Origin of the sequence: Nonomuraea purpurea (assembly GCF_042650645.1) — a bacterium.
Lineage (GTDB): Bacteria > Actinomycetota > Actinomycetes > Streptosporangiales > Streptosporangiaceae > Nonomuraea > Nonomuraea purpurea.
Map to the genome: position 1 here is coordinate 200198 of NZ_JBHSBI010000003.1, position 15991 is coordinate 216188.

The 15991-nt window shown below is 69.4% G+C and carries 16 protein-coding genes; 7 read left to right on the forward strand and 9 right to left on the reverse strand.

Annotation, left to right across the window (positions count from 1 at the left end; genetic code table 11):
• The first annotated feature begins 9 nt into the window (after window positions 1–9).
• Genes ACFOY2_RS07410 through ACFOY2_RS07420 form a run of 3 tightly spaced genes read left to right on the forward strand, consistent with a single transcriptional unit; the run spans window position 10 to window position 1973 of the window.
• Window positions 10–600 (forward strand): class I SAM-dependent methyltransferase, encoded by a 591-nt coding sequence (locus ACFOY2_RS07410; RefSeq protein ID WP_379527182.1) that lies wholly within the window; start codon window positions 10–12, stop codon window positions 598–600.
• Window positions 597–1136: a TrmH family RNA methyltransferase gene (locus ACFOY2_RS07415; RefSeq protein WP_379527183.1), complete on the forward strand. Its 540-nt coding sequence runs from the start codon at window positions 597–599 to the stop codon at window positions 1134–1136. Before ACFOY2_RS07410 ends, ACFOY2_RS07415 begins: the two co-directional genes overlap by 4 nt.
• Window positions 1137–1175: 39 nt before the next feature.
• Window positions 1176–1973 carry a glycerophosphodiester phosphodiesterase family protein gene (locus ACFOY2_RS07420; RefSeq protein ID WP_379527453.1) on the forward strand — a complete coding sequence of 266 codons (798 nt, stop codon included), beginning with the start codon at window positions 1176–1178 and terminating at the stop codon, window positions 1971–1973.
• 98 nt (window positions 1974–2071) lie between these two features.
• On the opposite strand, the gene ACFOY2_RS07425 is transcribed toward ACFOY2_RS07420, so the two are convergent.
• Window positions 2072–2389, reverse strand: coding sequence for a helix-turn-helix domain-containing protein (locus ACFOY2_RS07425; RefSeq protein WP_379527184.1), 318 nt, complete (start codon window positions 2387–2389; stop codon window positions 2072–2074).
• Window positions 2386–2652 carry a type II toxin-antitoxin system RelE/ParE family toxin gene (locus tag ACFOY2_RS07430; RefSeq protein ID WP_379527454.1) on the reverse strand — a complete coding sequence of 89 codons (267 nt, stop codon included), beginning with the start codon at window positions 2650–2652 and terminating at the stop codon, window positions 2386–2388. Before ACFOY2_RS07430 ends, ACFOY2_RS07425 begins: the two co-directional genes overlap by 4 nt.
• Window positions 2653–2886: 234 nt before the next feature.
• Between ACFOY2_RS07430 and ACFOY2_RS07435 the strand changes: the two genes are divergently transcribed.
• The gene (locus ACFOY2_RS07435) at window positions 2887–4320 is read left to right on the forward strand and encodes an MFS transporter (protein ID WP_379527185.1); all 1434 of its coding nucleotides are present in this window, start codon (window positions 2887–2889) and stop codon (window positions 4318–4320) included.
• A gap of 159 nt (window positions 4321–4479) precedes the next feature.
• Here ACFOY2_RS07435 and ACFOY2_RS07440 read toward each other — a convergent pair whose 3' ends face one another.
• Window positions 4480–5241 (reverse strand): PIG-L family deacetylase, encoded by a 762-nt coding sequence (locus ACFOY2_RS07440; RefSeq protein ID WP_379527186.1) that lies wholly within the window; start codon window positions 5239–5241, stop codon window positions 4480–4482.
• A 121-nt stretch (window positions 5242–5362) separates the two neighbouring features.
• Here ACFOY2_RS07440 and ACFOY2_RS07445 point away from each other — a divergent pair, with 121 nt between their 5' ends.
• Both ACFOY2_RS07445 and ACFOY2_RS07450 read left to right on the forward strand, forming a co-directional pair.
• Window positions 5363–5980 carry a hypothetical protein gene (locus ACFOY2_RS07445; protein WP_379527187.1) on the forward strand — a complete coding sequence of 206 codons (618 nt, stop codon included), beginning with the start codon at window positions 5363–5365 and terminating at the stop codon, window positions 5978–5980.
• Between the two features lie 124 nt (window positions 5981–6104).
• Window positions 6105–6449, forward strand: a complete 345-nt coding sequence (locus tag ACFOY2_RS07450; protein ID WP_125637410.1) for an RNA polymerase-binding protein RbpA — start codon at window positions 6105–6107, stop codon at window positions 6447–6449.
• Between the two features lie 107 nt (window positions 6450–6556).
• Here the strand turns inward: ACFOY2_RS07450 and ACFOY2_RS07455 are convergent, their stop codons facing one another.
• The 6 genes from ACFOY2_RS07455 to ACFOY2_RS07480 all read right to left on the reverse strand — a co-directional run bounded on the left by ACFOY2_RS07455 (window position 6557) and on the right by ACFOY2_RS07480 (window position 14434).
• Window positions 6557–7336 carry a hypothetical protein gene (locus ACFOY2_RS07455; protein WP_379527188.1) on the reverse strand — a complete coding sequence of 260 codons (780 nt, stop codon included), beginning with the start codon at window positions 7334–7336 and terminating at the stop codon, window positions 6557–6559.
• A 19-nt stretch (window positions 7337–7355) separates the two neighbouring features.
• Window positions 7356–8054 carry a hypothetical protein gene (locus ACFOY2_RS07460; RefSeq protein ID WP_379527189.1) on the reverse strand — a complete coding sequence of 233 codons (699 nt, stop codon included), beginning with the start codon at window positions 8052–8054 and terminating at the stop codon, window positions 7356–7358.
• Between the two features lie 385 nt (window positions 8055–8439).
• Complete coding sequence (locus ACFOY2_RS07465) at window positions 8440–8922, reverse strand: FxsA family protein (protein WP_379527190.1); 483 nt, start codon at window positions 8920–8922, stop codon at window positions 8440–8442.
• Between the two features lie 198 nt (window positions 8923–9120).
• Window positions 9121–9882, reverse strand: coding sequence for a polyprenol monophosphomannose synthase (locus ACFOY2_RS07470; RefSeq protein ID WP_379527455.1), 762 nt, complete (start codon window positions 9880–9882; stop codon window positions 9121–9123).
• A 2-nt stretch (window positions 9883–9884) separates the two neighbouring features.
• A complete protein-coding gene (gene lnt, locus ACFOY2_RS07475) occupies window positions 9885–11492 on the reverse strand; it encodes an apolipoprotein N-acyltransferase (protein ID WP_379527191.1) in 1608 nt (535 codons plus the stop codon).
• 776 nt (window positions 11493–12268) lie between these two features.
• The gene (locus ACFOY2_RS07480) at window positions 12269–14434 is read right to left on the reverse strand and encodes a HelD family protein (protein WP_379527192.1); all 2166 of its coding nucleotides are present in this window, start codon (window positions 14432–14434) and stop codon (window positions 12269–12271) included.
• A gap of 345 nt (window positions 14435–14779) precedes the next feature.
• Between ACFOY2_RS07480 and ACFOY2_RS07485 the strand changes: the two genes are divergently transcribed.
• Window positions 14780–15976, forward strand: a complete 1197-nt coding sequence (locus ACFOY2_RS07485) for an ROK family transcriptional regulator (RefSeq protein WP_379527193.1) — start codon at window positions 14780–14782, stop codon at window positions 15974–15976.
• Window positions 15977–15991: the final 15 nt, after the last annotated feature.

Here is a 15991-nt window from a genome sequence, read left to right on the forward strand (position 1 = left end):
TTTTGCCACGTGGCCCACTACTTCTCCGAGCGGCCCGAGACCGCGCGCAGGCCGGGCTCGGCCGATCTGGTCCTGCCCGACCTGCATCTGCGGCTGGAGACCGACAGCGGGATGTTCTCGCCCGACCGGGTCGACGTCGGCACGCGGATCCTGCTGGAGACCGTCCCGCCGCCGCCCCAGGAGGGCGACCTGCTCGACCTGGGCTGCGGTTACGGCCCGATCGCGCTGACGATGGCGACGCGGGCGCCGGAGGCGACGGTGTGGGCCGTCGATGTGAACAGGCGCGCTCTGGAGCTGACCGCGAGAAATGCCCAGGCCGCGCGCCTTTACAAAGTAAGGTCAGTACATGTCGATGAAGTGCCAGAAGATGTGAAATTTCGAGCTATCTGGTCTAATCCCGCGATCAGAATTGGAAAGCAGGCACTGCACGACATGCTCACCAGGTGGCTGACGAGGCTCACGCCCGACGGCGTCGCCTACCTGGTCGTCCAGAAACACCTCGGCTCCGACTCCCTGCAGCGCTGGCTCGGCGAGCAGGGCTGGCAGGTCTCCCGCGAGGCCGGCCGGGCCGCCTACCGCATCCTGAAGGTGACCCGATGAGAAGGCAACTGCGCCCCACCGACGTCAAGCGGCTCAACCGCACCTGGCGCAGGAACACCGGCAACCGCGTCGGCCTGATCATCGAGTCGGTCACCGGCCCGTTCAACGTCGGCTCGATCTTCCGCAGCGCCGCGGCGTTCGGCGTGGACGAGATCTGGCTGGCCGGCAACGCCACCCCGCCGACCAACCCCAAGGCCGGCAAGACCGCGCTCGGCACCGAACGCCTGGTCACCTGGCACGAGCCCGTGCCCGCCGTCGAGGCCGTCAAGGCCGCGCGCGAGTCCGGCTACGCCGTGCTGGCCATCGAACTGACCGCCGAGGCCATCCCGCTGCACAGGGCCGATCTCGGCCGCGACGTGTGCCTGGTGGTCGGCAGCGAGGACCACGGCTGCTCGCCCGCCCTGCTCGACGCCGTCGACGGCGCCTGCTACATCCCGCAGGTCGGCCGGGTCGGCTCGTTCAACGTGGCGGTGGCCGCGGCCATCGCGCTGGCCGAGACCCGCCGCCAGGAATGGGAGAATCTCCCTGACTCATAACTAATCCGTTCCGCCACGAAGGGCATACTTCAGGACGTGCTGAGCCGCCGTTTCGCCTTTCTCGACCATCCGGGCCCGCTCGCCTTCGCCCACCGCGGAGGCGCCGCGGAGGGCGCGGAGAACTCCGTCGCGGCCTTCGAGCGGGCGGTGGCGCTCGGCTACACCTACCTGGAGACCGACGCGCACGCCACCTCCGACGGCGTCCTGGTCGCCTTCCACGACCACACCCTCGACCGGGTGACCGATCATCGGGGCCGCATCTCCGAACTGCCCTACCGGGCGGTCAAGCGGGCCCGCATCGGCGGCGTCCACGAGATCCCGCTCCTGGAGGACCTGCTCGGCGCCTGGCCGGAGATCCGGTTCAACATCGACGTCAAGGAGTCCGTCGCCATCGCCCCGCTGGCGCAGGCGATCCGGCGCACCGACGCCTACGACCGCATCTGCCTGACGTCCTTCTCCGACGAGCGCCTGACGCTGGCCAGGGCGGCCATGGGCAGGCAGGTGTGCTCGGCGCTCGGCCCGCGCGGCGTGGCCGCGCTGCGCGCCGCCGCCGCCACCTCCGGCTACGGCCGCCTGCTGACCCGCCTGTCGCGCGCCGGCGTCCCGTGCGCCCAGGTGCCCCTGGGCTTCCGCGGCCTGCGGATGGCCAACAGGCGCCTGGTGAGCACCGCGCACGCCATCGGCATGCAGGTGCACGTGTGGACGGTCAACGACGACACCCGCATGGAGCACCTGCTCGACCTGGGCGTGGACGGCATCATGACCGACAACATCACCGGACTCCGTCACGTACTCGACCGCCGGGGACAGTGGCATCCCGGCGGCCTGGCAGCCTGACAGGTCATCTCGCGCAACGCGGCCTCCCGGCGCTCGCCGAACGAGTTCGTCCCATGACGGCTCCATTGGCAGACGATGGTGGCGTCTTGCCTGCCCGGTTAAACGGCGTCGTACAAGGGGATGATCTCCCCGTTGTCCTTGGCCAGCACTGTCCGCACGTGCCAGCCGATGGCTGCCGCGTAGCGGCCGACCAATTCCATGGTGGCCACGTCGCCCCGCTCGATCTGGGAAACTCGCCCCTTGGTGACGCCCATGCGCTCGGCCACCTGGGCCTGCGTCAGCCCCTCACGCTTGCGCTGTTCGGCAAGCCGATGACCGACCACGTAGGCGTCGATCTCACGCCGCGCCTGCGCCCGTTCCTCCGGCGTGAACTGGGCCGCGACCGCTTCCCGGTCCCACCTGCTGTGTCCGCTCACCGCTGCCCCTCTTCCGCTTCCCGTTCCTTCAAGTACTGCTCGTAGCGCGCTTCCGCCCAGGGGATCCATTCGCGGTACCAGCCCGCCCAGTTGCCGGATTTGTCGCCACCGATCAACAAGATCGCCTCGCGCCACGGGTCGAACGCCTGCGCCCCGGCGATCCCGGCCTTGAGGTTGGCTACCTGAGCGTCCTTCAGGGTATCCACCAGAGGTCGCCCCGGAGCTGGGCCGGTCTCGGCGAGCAGGTCGATGGCCTCGTTGATCGGGGCAGGGGTTGAGCCTTTTCGCCGGGAAGGTGATCATTGTATGGTCATTTGCACGACACACGGATTTCAATGGCGAGCTGCGAAAATAGGCCGTGCGTCACGCTTGATCGACAACGTCACCGGCCCGCGCGACGTGCTGCGGCGTCGCGGGCAGTGGCATCCCGGCCCTCCGGCCGCCTGACAGCACTCTCATATCCCGGCCGTCCGGCCGCATAGGAGCGACACGACACCATGCCCGTACCCGCGCCCCCCGCGGCCCTCGACGACTCCCCCGCAGCACGCAGGCGCGAGCAACGCGGCTGGTACTTCTACGACTGGGCCAACTCCGCCTTCTACACCACGATCATCTCGGTCTTCCTCGGCCCCTACCTGATCCCGGTCGCCAAGACCGCGGCCTGCGCCCAGGACTTCCCCGGCGTGGCCTCCGAGACCTGCGTGCGCGACTTCGACAAGCTCGCCGCGGCCAGCCCGGGCCTGGGCTACGTCGACGTGCTGGGCGCCGACATCAGGCCGGCCGCCTTCTTCGGGCTGACGCTGACGATCGCGGTGTTCCTGCAGATCGTGATGTTGCCGATCGTGGGCGCGCTGGCCGACCACACCGGACGCAAGCGCGAGATGCTCGGCGGCTTCGCCTACGTCGGCGCGCTGGCCACGATGGGCCTGTTCTTCGTCGAAGGCGACCGCTACCTGCTGGGCGGCGTGCTGTTCATCCTGGCCAACCTGGCCTACGGGGCCTCGGTCGTGGTCTACGACTCCTTCCTGCCGCAGATCTCCACCTCTCAGGAGCGCGACGGGGTCTCCTCGCGCGGCTGGGCCATCGGCTACCTGGGCGGCGGCCTGCTGCTGGCCCTCAACCTGGTGCTCTACCTGCAGCACGAGAGCCTGGGCCTGAGCGAGGGCATGGCCGTGCGCATCTGCATGCTCTCGGCCGGTCTGTGGTGGGCGACGTTCACGATCATCCCGCTGCTGCGGCTGCGCAACCGGCCCGTGCCCGCGCACGAGACCACGGCGCTGCGCTCGATGGGCGGCAGTTTCCGCCAGCTCGGCCGCACCCTGTCCGAGCTGCGCAAATACCCGCTGACGTTGCTGTTCCTGGTGGCTTACCTGGTCTACAACGACGGGGTTCAGACCGTCATCGGCAACAGCGCGGCCTTCGCCTCCGAGGCGCTCAAACTGGACACGACCGTGCAGATCACCGCGATCCTGATGGTGCAGTTCGTGGCGTTCTTCGGCGCGCTGCTGCTCGGGTGGCTGGCCCGCAGCTTCGGCACCAAGCGCACGGTCCTGGCGAGCCTGGTGCTGTGGACGGCGATCGTGGCCGCGGCCATGTTCGTCGCCGAGGGGCAGGCGCTGCAGTTCTACCTGATGGCCTTCGCGATCGCGATCGTGCTCGGCGGCACGCAGGCGCTGTCGCGCTCGCTGTTCTCTCAGGTCATCCCGAAGGGGCGCGAGGCCGAGTACTTCAGCCTGCTGCAGATCAGCGACAAGGGGTCGGCGTTCATCGGCTCACTGACGGTCACGATCGCGCTGCAGGTCAGCAACAGCTACCGGATCGCGATCCTCTCGATGATCATCTTCTTCGTCGTCGGATTCGTGCTGCTGGCCATCACCAACCTGCCCAAGGCCATCCGCGCCGCGGGCAACGAGGTCCCCGACCGAATCTGACCCCCGGTTCGGAGCAATCACCCGCAAACCCCGGCGGGGCTCCCTGATGATCACCGTGTGGGGCGTCGGCGTGCCCTCCCCATCGCCCACGGGAGCGTCCGACGCCTCTGGAAGCGTGCCGGCCGGCCTGGGGGCGATGGGGTGGCTGTGGCCGGTGGGTTACGCCACCGTGGTCGTCGGGGGGCCGGTGAAGCCGATGCGCCGGTACCACTCGTTCGACAACATCACCGCGCGGGCCGGTTCGGGCAGGGCGGTCAGCAGCGTCATCGAGGCGCCGCGGCCTACCTCTGACTCGTGCGCCTGCAGGGCCGCCCACTTGCGCTCGGCCCACGGCGAGACGTCGATGTGGGCGGAGACGTGGTCGTCGGGCACGCCGGGCAGCATCTGGCCGGGCTGCGGGTCGGCGCCGAAGACGTCCCGCCACTGCGCCAGCACGACGGAACGCGGCATGGTCGCCAGGTAGAGGGCGTGGGGTCGCCAGGGCTCGCCGGTGCCGGGGTAGAGCTGGTCGTATCCGGCCGCCTCGACCGCGGCCATCGTCACCCGGTGGGCGTAGACGTGCTCGGGGTGGCCGTAGGAGCCGTAGCCGTCGTAGGTGAGGACCACGTCGGGCCGTACGTCCCTGATGTGCTCGACCACCCGGCCCACCGCCTCGTCGAACGGCACGTCGAGGAAGCGCGGAGCGCCGGGCGCGGACTCGGCCTTGCCCCCGTCGGCGTAGCCGAGCAGCCGGGGTTCGCCCGCGCCGAGGATCTCCAGTGAGTTCGCCAGTTCCTTCGCCCGTACGGTCCCTTCGGCCCAGGTGCAGGTCACCACCGCGGTCTTGGCACCCTCTTCGGCGTATTTGGCCAGGGTTCCGCCGGTCCAGATCGCCTCGTCGTCGGGGTGGGCATGAACGCACAGCACGCTGAAGTCCGTCATGGCCGTTCACCTTAGCGTCCATATCGCCGCTTCAAACCGAGAGCACCGCTCTTGACAGTGCTCGGCCGTATGCGAGAGCATCGCTCTTGCTAAAGAGCAACGCACTCACTCAGGAGCACTGATGGCACTCCGCCTCACCTCTGCGGCCTTCGCCGCCGGAGGCGTCCTGTTTTTCATTTATCCGGCGATCCGCCCCTCCGGCGATGACGCCGCCGCCATAGCCTCCACCGCCTGGGTAGCCGGGCACGCTGCCGCGATGCTCGGTTTCGTGCTGATCGGATTGGCCGTACTCGGGCTGCACCAGGTGCTCGGCGACCGGACATCGCTGCGCGCCGCCGCGGTGACCTGGGCCGGCGCCGGGCTGACGCTGCCCTATTACGGCGCCGAGACCTTCGGGCTCAACGTGATCGCCCAGCGCTCCCTGCGCGACCAGGCGCCGGCGCTGATGGAACTGGCCAACCAGTTCAGGTTCGAGCCCCTGGCCGCCACCATGTTCGCCGTCGGCCTCCTCCTGCTCGCCGCCGGAGCGATCATGGCGGCGGTGGCGGTCTGGCGCTCGGACGTACTGCCACGGTGGAGCGCAATCGCGCTCGCGTCGGGGTTCGCGCTGTTCATTCCGCAGTTCTTCGGCCCGTATCCGCTGCGGATCGCCCACGGCGCACTCATCATGATCGGTGGGCTCTGGCTGGCAGGCGCGCTGGTGAAGGCCACTTCCCCGGCCGCCGCGGGAACCCGGTGAAGAACCGACGCCCCAAGCGCGATTGGATCACCCCGCGGGTGGGAATCCCATCACGGTACCAAGCGTTAGACACCGTGGGAGACAGACCCCCCACGCAAGGGGGCCCTGTAGGAGGCATTTAGACATGGGCGAGCGCGCGCTTCGTGGCACCCGGCTCGGGGCAACCAGCTACGAGAACGACCGTAACACGGATCTGGCTCCGCGCCAGGAGGTGTCCTACACCTGTCCCAAGGGACATCGTTTCGAGGTTCCGCTTGCAGCCGAAGCTGAAATTCCCGCGACGTGGGAGTGCCGCATGTGCGGCGTGACCGCGGTCCGTGTGGACGGCGAGCAGCCGGAGTCGAAGAAGACGAAGCCACCGCGGACTCACTGGGACATGCTTCTGGAACGGCGGTCCATCGAAGACCTTGAGGAGGTGCTCAACGAGCGGCTCGCCGTTTTGCGGGCACAGCGTCGTAAGAGCGCCTGACGACCTCTCACGGTGTAACCCCCGGGTCGAGACGCCCGGGGGTTCTTCTTGCGTGCCGAGAAAGGCGGCGCACGCCGTGCAGGTGGGGTGCGCCGCCCGAGGTGGCCCTACTCGGCGGCGTCCTCAGGGTCGCACGTCTCGGTGAGACCCGCGCCGAATCCCTCGATGGGCGTGGCCCGCTTGAGCTCGTCCATCAGGGCATCGATCTTCTGACCGGCCAGCTTCTCGGCGAGCGCCTCGCCGGAGGTCTTCTGGGCTATGAGCGCTCTGTTCTGCGCGGCGGTACGGACCTCGCCTTCGTATTCCCCTTGGCCGATGATCTCGCTGTCGAACGGCAGGATCGCCCCGGAACCGAGACTTCCCCAGCTTCCCTTGCCCGGGTCGTCAGAGCAGGGATCGTCCCGCCAGCGAAGGGCCGCGATGTAGGTGTGCCCGACCTCGACACGAGGCCGGCCCTCAAGGGCGAACTTGGATTTGCCCGGCCCGTCGTTGTCGTTGAACGCGAAGCCGTACGTGGTGAAGTTCCAGGCCCCCTCGGGAGGCTTGCGCGCGCCGTCCTTGGACCACAGGACCTTGTCGATGCGGGTATGAACGGTTCGGTAGGTCAGACCTTCCTCCCGCTCGACCTCGACCTGCTGTGGCGGCTGCTCGGTCTCCTGGCTCACAGTGTAAACAACGACGTGCTCGGCGCCCGACACCCAGTGATCGGCGGTCTCGCTCTGAATGATCTCCAGGCCATGGCCCATGACGGTGGGGTTGCCGCTGTCGGCCACCGGCCGAGCGGCCTGGGGGGAACCGGCGGCCATCACGCTTGGGATGAAGACCCCGCCGGCCAGGACCACCGCGCCCGCCAGCGCCGAGAGCGAGATCTTGGAAATGCGGTTCATGGATGCTCCTCCAGCGGGCTCAGTAGACCTCGTTGATGAACTGCCGGTTGTTGCTCCCGAGCGAGCCCGGGGGGATCATGCCGGTCACCATGCACCCCAGGCGACTGTCCTGGTAGTGGATCTCGGGATCGGTGTCGAAGCCGTGCAGGAGGCCCACCACATGGCCGGTCTCGTGGCAGGTGACGCCGTTCTTCTGGTAGTAGCCGTGGCCCTTGATGCGGACGTAGGTCTGGTCGCACCGCCAGTCGTTGCCGTTGACCCGGTCGTTGCACCACGCCACGCCGATGGCGCCGTCGAGATCCTTGCTGTCCTCCTGATAGACGATGTCGGTCTCACCGCCGCCCGAGAAGACCGGGCTGTAGTCGTACTGGACCTGGAGGTTGGTGGGGTCGTACTGGTCGTACAGCATCTCGCCGAGTTTCAGCTTGTCGAGATCTTCCAGCTTTCCAAATCCCGAAGAGTCGGCGTAATACCACAGGTCGCTGTTGTCGGTGAGGCACACAGTGGCAGCGCTGGTCGGGTTCCCTCCGAGATCCGCGCACTTCGGCCGGTATCTGTCGTTGGGATAGATGCCGTCGTAGTCGGGCGCGGCAGCGGAGGCCTGCGCAGGGGCCAGCACGGCGACCACGCTGATGAGCACGGCGGCGATTCTGGAGGACGCGGATCCGGTGAGGCGCGCAGCCGCCGCTGCGGCATGCTTGACGTACTCGTGGAGCAAGGCGACGTTCCTTTCAGGCAGCGCGTCGGGCAACAGTGCGCACGAGCTCGTGGTGAAGGCCGGCCAGCCGACAGGGACCCGCGGGAAGGCGCGCCGTAGCGGGCTCCGTCGGCGTTGCGCGTGGAGATCTTGATGGCCGGACAAAGAGATCTGATCACTAGGTGATCAGGCCCGTCAAGATCCTCTTTGTTGGCCAAAAAGCCAACTATCCAGGGGTTTAATTTCATCCCAGCGCAGACGGCTCGTTCTCATCGCAACGGTGCTTCGGCCGTGGCCGTGTTCATGACGGCGGACGGCCGCTGCCAGGCCGGCCTGAGCGCTTCTCGGGCGCCGGGGAATTCGGGCTCAGCGGAGCGTTCCGACCGAACGCTCCGTGCGGACGAGACTACTCTCGATCTTCCCGGATGACCTCGCCGTGCACCACCCGGCCGCCGTTCGGCGTCGGTCCCGGTTCCTGGTGGGTCGGGTAGAGGTTCGCGTACGGCGAAGTCGCCGCGAGCCGCTTGATCCTGCGCTCGAAGAACCACGCCCCCAGGCGGCGCATCAGCGGCCGGGTGAACGGCACGATGCACAGCAACCCGACCACGTCCGTGAGGAACCCGGGGACCAGCAGCAGCGCGCCGCCCGCCAGGACCACGATGTTGCCGGCCAGCTCGCGGTCGTCGGGCATCCCGCCGGACTGCAGCGTGTTCTGCAGCACCCGCCAGGCCCTGCGGCCCTCGCGGCGCATCAGCCAGGCCCCCAGCAGGCTGCCGGCGATGAGCAGGCCCACGGTCGCGAGCCCGCCGATCGCCGAGCCGACCTGGAACAAGATCCAGATCTCCAGGACGGGGACGACCAGGAAGGCCAGGAAGAGCAGCAGCCGCATCGTTTCCTCGATTCCGCACAAGCGCGTACAGCACGAACAACGCCTGACGGACGCAAAGCGTTCCGGCTGTAGGTGATCTTGCTGGATTGGCTGCTCGTGAGCAGGGTCAGGCGCGAGCACTCCCTGACGGACACCTTTGCGAGCGGGCCGCCCCAGGTGAAGGAAATCAACCCATAGAGGCAGGGCCGCTCCGGGCGGTCAGGAGCGGGCGTCGCCGCCGGAGCCGTCCCCGCGAAGGCGTTTGGGCAGGCCCGTGACGCCCCACAGGCCGATCCGCCACAGCGCCTCCGACATGACCTTCCCGCTCATCTTGCTCTTGCCCACCGTCCGTTCCACGAACGTGATCGGCACCTCCACCACCCGGAACCCGTGCCGGGACGTACGGAGCGTGAGGTCGACCTGGAAGCAGTAGCCCTGCGACTCCACGCCCGACAGCCCCACCTTCTCCAGCGTGGCGGCGCGGTAGGCGCGAAAGCCGGCGGTGGCGTCGCGTACGGGCAGGCCGAGCATGACCCGGGTGTAGATGTTGGCGCCCTTGGACAGCATTTCGCGCCGGTGCGGCCAGTTGACCACCTTGCCTCCGGGCACGTAGCGCGAGCCGATCGCCAGGTCGGCGCCGTCGGCCAGCGCTTCGAGCAGCTTGGGCAGTTCCTCTGGCTGGTGCGAGCCGTCGGCGTCCATCTCGACGAGGACGTCGTAGCCCTCGCCCAGCCCCCATCTGAACCCGGCGATGTAGGCCGCGCCGAGCCCTTGCTTGCCGGGGCGGTGCAGGACGTGCACCTGTTCGTCGGCGGCGGCGAGTTCGTCGGCGACCTGGCCGGTGCCGTCGGGGCTGTTGTCGTCGGCGACCAGTACGTGGGCCTCCGGCACGGCCGCCCGAACCCGCTCGACGATCGTGGGCAGGTTGTCGCGCTCGTTGTAGGTCGGTACGACGACGAGCACCCGGCCGAGAGTCTCCATCTTCACTCGTTCCTCATCCGGTCGCCTCGCCTTCTGCCACGCCAAGCGGCGAATCCGGCGGCTGCGGCTCCCATCACCATCAATGCCCATTCAGGCAATGCGCCCACCTTTGTGGCGAGTGTTTCTTGCGTGCGTACGGGCACTTTGACCACGTTCATGTCCGCCACCAGTTCGCGCGTCTGCCAGGAGACCTTACCGTCAGGCGTGACGTAGGCGGAGATGCCCGTGGTGGCGGCGGCCACGACGGCCCGGTTGTGCTCGACCGCGCGCAGCTTGTACATGGCCAGTTGCTGGGTCGGCAGGTCGGACTGGGCGTAGCTGGCGTTGTTGGCCTGGACGACGAGCGGGGTGCCTCCGGCTCGGACGGTACCGCGCACGGTGGAGTCGTAGGCCACCTCGTAGCAGTTGACCGCCCCGATCGTGACCGGCCCCATCTTCAGGTCGCCCGGTTTGTCGCCAGGCACCGACTGCCTGCCGACCAGACTGGCCCGCTCCCACAGCGCCAGCACGAGCTCCTTGAACGGCGTGTACTCCCCGAACGGCACCAGGTTCTGCTTGTCGTAGTAGTCTCCCGCGCCGGTGACCGGGTCCCAGACCAGGCTGCGGGTGGCGCGTTCCGTCTCGCCGATCGCGACGACGGCGCCGATGAGCGTGGGCACGCCGACGTCCCTGACGGAGTCGTGGATGATCTCTCGCGCGAACTCGTCCCGGTAGGGGTCGATGTCAGTGGAGTTCTCCGGCAGGACGACAATGTCGGGCTTAGGGAGTTTGCCGTCCCGTGCGGCCTGGGCGAGGCGTTTCGTCTCATTCGAATGATTTTTCAGGACAACGGCGGGTTCGTCGCCCAGGACGTACATGCCCCGGCCCGGGACGTTCCCCTGCACGATCCCGACGTTGACCGTACGGCCCTCGTCGCCCGGCCTGGGCACCGCGAAGCTCAACACGGGCACCGCCAGCGCCAGCGCCACCGGCACCGCCCTGCGCAGAGGTGGCCGCCGCCTTCCGAGGCACGCGTGGGCGAGCAGCGCACCGCACAGGGCGACCGCGAACGACACCAGCGGCGCGCCGCCGAGAGCCGCGTACGAGGTGAACAGCGACTCCCCCTGACTGAACGCCACCCGCGCCCACGGGAACCCGCCGATGGGGATCAGACTGCGCGCCCACTCCATCGCCACCCAAAGCCCGCCGAACCACAACGGCCACCACGGCAACCTGAACACCAGCGCCACCAGAGCGGCCATGGCGGCGTAGAACACGCTCTCGATGGCGACCAGCATCAGCCAGACGTCGTCGCCGATCGTGCGGACCCAGGCCAGGGTGGGAAACAGGAACACCGCGGCGCCCAGGTAGCCGAGCCAGGCTGCGCGCCGGGGGCGGGCGCCGTAAAGGGAGGCGACGATCAGCGCTATGCCCAGGGGGGCGCACAGCCACCAGTTGAGTGAGGGGAAGGCGGCGTACAACGCCAACCCGCCGGCCACGGCCGCCACGACCCTGGCCAGCAGCACCCACCCCGGCTCCCGCCCCGCCCCACCGGCCTTCGGCCCCCCTGCGGTCCCTCGGGGCGCGGCCCCAGACACGGGCCGATCCTCGGACAGGGTTGGTTCCTTCATGGCGGATTCAGCGCCATCAGCGGCGGTCCGGGACTCAGACCCAGACATCGGGCCAGGCTCAGCGGCGAACTGACCCTCGGTATCGGGCGAGCCGGGGAAGGCGGGCGTGTCGGAAGCGGGCGTGCCGTCCCCAGTGGACGCCTCCGGCTCCGGAGCGGGCGCCCCAGGGCCTTCCGGCGAGGTGGACGGGTCCGAGGTGGGAGGCGTGGCAGGGCCGCCGGCCCGGGCCGGATCGGGCCCGGCGGTGGGCGGAAGGCTCGTTCGGTCCTGAACCACTCCGGGATCTCCTCGCCAAGAATTCGCACGCCTGCTTGCGGAAACGCTACCGCCCCACGACGGCGCTCAGGGCCAACGCGGCACGAGAAGACGAGGAAAGGGGCGACAGGGTGATCCCGCGACCCGCGGGATCACCCGACGCACTGGCGGTCCGGCGCACGAGAGCGGGAAGAGGGCCCGGAAACCCTTCGGACCGGACCCGTCTCGTCGGCGGCGAGCTCGGAATTCCGTTGTCTACTGGGCTCCCGGGCCCGTCCCGGGTCCAACCCCCCGCCCGGTTGGGGTGCCCCGACTCGACGGACCGACGGCCCTGCACCTGGCTGTGTGGACGGAGTCACGCTCCGTCACGGACGCAGGATCCGACGATGTCAGAGACGGCCAACCGGCCAAGTCCCGTGCTGGACTGCGCAGCAAACTACCGACTCCACCTCAGATGTCAACCGTGTCCCGATCAGCAGAAACATCAAGTTTTCGCAGGTAGGACATGTGAGGTAAACGGATCAAAGCCCATTTGCCGGTGCCTGCGAGCGGCTTGGCAAGCCCCGGAGGGCCTGCGACAGCGGCCGCTCGTGTACGACCCCGAGCCGTTGTGTGGCGCGGGTAAGAGCAACATACAGGTCGCTCGGCCCTCGTGGCGACTGGGCGGCGATGAGGTCGGGCTCGGCCACGATGACCGAGTCGAATTCGAGCCCTTTGGCGTCCGTCACCCCCATCACGGCCACCGGCGCGTCCAGGGCGGCCGCTCCCCTGGCCCGCCCGTCCCCCGGGGCGACCACGACGGCCCCCTCCACCACGGAGACGACGTGGTCGCCGAGCGTGGACAGCAGTTCGTCGGGCACCACGACGGCGATCTTCCCGCCTTCTCCGACCTCCTCCTTGGCCAGCTCGCCCAGGGCCGAAAGCGGCGCCGACCAGGGCTCGACGCCCAGTTCGCGCACCGAGGCGGGCGCCTGAAGAGCGGGGTCGATGGTGGCCAGGACGCGGGCGGCCAGCGCCATCAGCTCGACGGGCGTGCGGTAGTTGACGGTCAGCCGTTCCTGACGCCAGCGCCCTGCCACGTACGGGTCGAGCACCTCCTCCCACGACCGCGCTCCTGCCGCGGACCCGGTCTGGGCGATGTCGCCGACGATCGTCATGGAACGCGTCGGGCAGCGCCGCATCACCGCCCGCCAGGCCATCGGCGACAACTCCTGCGCCTCGTCCACGATCACGTGCCCGTAGGCCCAGGTGCGGTCGGCGGCGGCCCGTTCTGCGGTGGTGAGGTAGGGGCCATCGCCGCGCTGGCGTTCGGCCAGGCGCTCGGCCTCCATGACGTCCGACAGGCCCGTCAGCTCCAGCACCTCGCGGGCGTAGGAGAGCTCGGCCTCGCGTTCGCGCTCCTCGGCCTGGCGGGCGGCGGCCAGCTCCTCCTCGGCCTGCAGGGCGCTGGCCCGCAGCACCTGCTCGTCGATCTCGCCGAGGAGTTCGGCTGCCTCGTCGAGCAGCGGAACGTCCGACTCTGTCCACGGGCCGCCGTCGCGGCGCAGCAGGGCGCGCTCGTGCGGGGTCAGGTCGGAGGCGGCGTAGCCGAGGCGTTCCGGGGAGCCGTAGAGGCCGAGCAGCAGGCGCTGCGGGGTCAGGTACGGCCACAGCCGGTTGAGCGCCGACTTGACCACCGGCTCGGTGCGCAGCTCCTCGCGCAGGTCGGCCAGCTCCTCCTCGTCGATGAGCCCCTTGCCGATCTTGCGGGCCTGCTGCCTGGCCAGGGCGTTCAGCAGCGACCTGACGAACACGGCGCGGGCCTGGTTGTGCGGGCGGCGCGCGCGGGTGGCCTTGTTCCTGGCGGCCTCCAGCATGGAGCGGTCGACGGTGAGCGTGAGGCGGCCGATCGTGAGCTCGATGGGCTTGCGCGGCACCTTCTGCCGGTCGCGTACGGCCCTGGCGATCACCTCGGCCATGCGCGGGTCGCCCTTGAGCGCGGCGACCTCGGGGCGTTCCCTGGCGGTGGCGGTCACGCCGGGGTAGAGCTCGCCGACCGTGGACAGCAGCACGTCGGTCTCGCCCAGCGAGGGCAGGACCTGCTCGATGTAGCGCAGGAACGTCAGGTTGGGGCCGAGGATGAGCACGCCGCGGCGCTCCAGGCGCTCCCTGTGGGTGTACAGCAGGTAGGCGGCGCGGTGGAGGGCCACGACGGTCTTGCCGGTGCCGGGCCCGCCCTGCACGACCAGGACGCCGCCCAGGTCGCTGCGGATGACGCGGTCCTGTTCTGACTGGATGGTGGCCACGATGTCGCGCATGCGGCCCGTGCGGCGCTCGTCGAGCGCGGCCAGCAGCGCGGCCTCGCCGTTGAGCGTGGCGCGGTCGTCGTCGGTGAGCGAGTCGAGGTCGAGCAGGTCGTCGTCCACGCCGACCACCGCGCGGCCCTTGGTCTGCAGGTGACGGCGCCTGGTCACGCCCATCGAGACGGCCGGGGTGGCGCGGTAGAACGGCTGCGCCACGGGGGCGCGCCAGTCGATGAGCAGGCGCAGCTGCTCGTCGTCGGTGAGGCCGAGCTTGCCGATGTAGAGCCGGCCTTCGTCGAGGTGGTCCAGACGACCGAAAACCAGGCCGCGCTCGACCGCCCAGAGCCGGGCGAGTCTGGAGGCGTACATGTCGGCGAACGTGTCGCGCTCCGACCTGTTCTGCATCGTACCGACGGCGCCCGTGGCCAGCACTTCTTTGAGCTGCCGCTGGGTGCGCTCGCGGAGCTGGTCGAGCCTGTCGTACAGTGCGGTGACGTACGACTGCTCTTTCGCGAGCTCTGTTTGACGAGTTGCCGCCTGACCATTAATGTGGTTAATGGGACACTCCGGGCCATTCTGCTTGTTGTTACGACAAACGACGACATTAGCATGCCCGTCGAGGCACTCCCATCTCTTTCCCGTTAACCCCCTTTCGGTTACGTCTTCGTCTCGGCTCTTGACCATCGCGCGGGCACCTTCTTATGTTCGTCGCAGTTAGGAAAGTTTCCTAACTCACATGAAGGAGTTGCCGTGAGCGGTCCGGTTCCCGGGACCCCCAGTCTGCTACGCGCCATCAATGATCGCGCCGCTTTGCGGGCCCTTCTGGAACGCGGGCCGCTGACCCGCCCCGAGATCGGGGCCCTGACCGGATTGTCCAAGCCGACCGCGTCCCAGCTCCTGTCCCGGCTGCAGGAGGCGGGGCTGGTCGTGCTCGACGGCATCAGGGAGGGCCTGCCGGGCCGCACGGCGGAGGTCTACCGGATCAACCCCGCGGCGGCGTACGTGGGCGCGCTCGACGTCACCCCCGACCGGATCGAGGCCAAGGTGGCCGACCTCACCGGCACGGTCGTGGGCGAGCACACGCTGCCGACGCCACGCCGGCCGCACGGCGAGCTGGTCGACCGCCTCAACGCGGCGATCGAGGGCGCGAACCCGCCCGACAAGCTGCGCCGGGTCGTGATCGGCGTGCAGGCCGCGATCGACCCGTCCACCGGCAGGCTCGGCTACGCCGCGGCCAAGGACGTGCCGGGCTGGCGCATCCCCGACCTGGTCCCCACGCTCAGCGCCGGGCTGGGCGTGCCCGTGGACGTGGAGAACAACGTCAACCTCGTCGCCCTGGCCGAGCAGGCGCACGGGGCGGCCAAGGGTCACCCCGACTTCGTGCTGCTGTGGGCGGACGAGGGCATCGGCTCGGCCCTCGTGCTCGGCGGGCGGATGCACCGGGGCGCGACCGGCGGCGCGGGCGAGGTGGGCTACATGCCGACCCCGGGCGCGCCGACGGCCCGCGAGTGCGGGCGCTACGCCAACCACGGCTACCAGGCGCTCACCGGCGGCCCGGCGGTGCTGAAGCTGCTGCGCTCGTACGGGGTGCGCGGCGCCGACTTCCGTCAGGCCGTCGCCGGCGCCGTGCGGGCGGCCGAGGGCGACGGCCAGAAGGCCGACGACGCCAGGGCCGGGCTGCGCGACATCGCCGCCCGCCTGGCCGTGGGCCTGGCGGCCGTCTACATGGTCGTCGACCCTGGACTGATCGTGCTGACCGGCGGCGTGGTGCTGCCGGGCGGCGAGACCCTGCGCGAGCTGGTCGAGCACGAGCTGCACGCGCTCACCATCCCGCGTCCCCACGTCCGCCTGTCGAGCGTCGAGGGCAACCCCGTCCTGGCCGGCGCGCTCGACCTCGCCCTCGACACCGTGCGTGACGAGGTGTTCAGCTCAACCGTTCCCTCTTGATCGGAGGCACCCCCC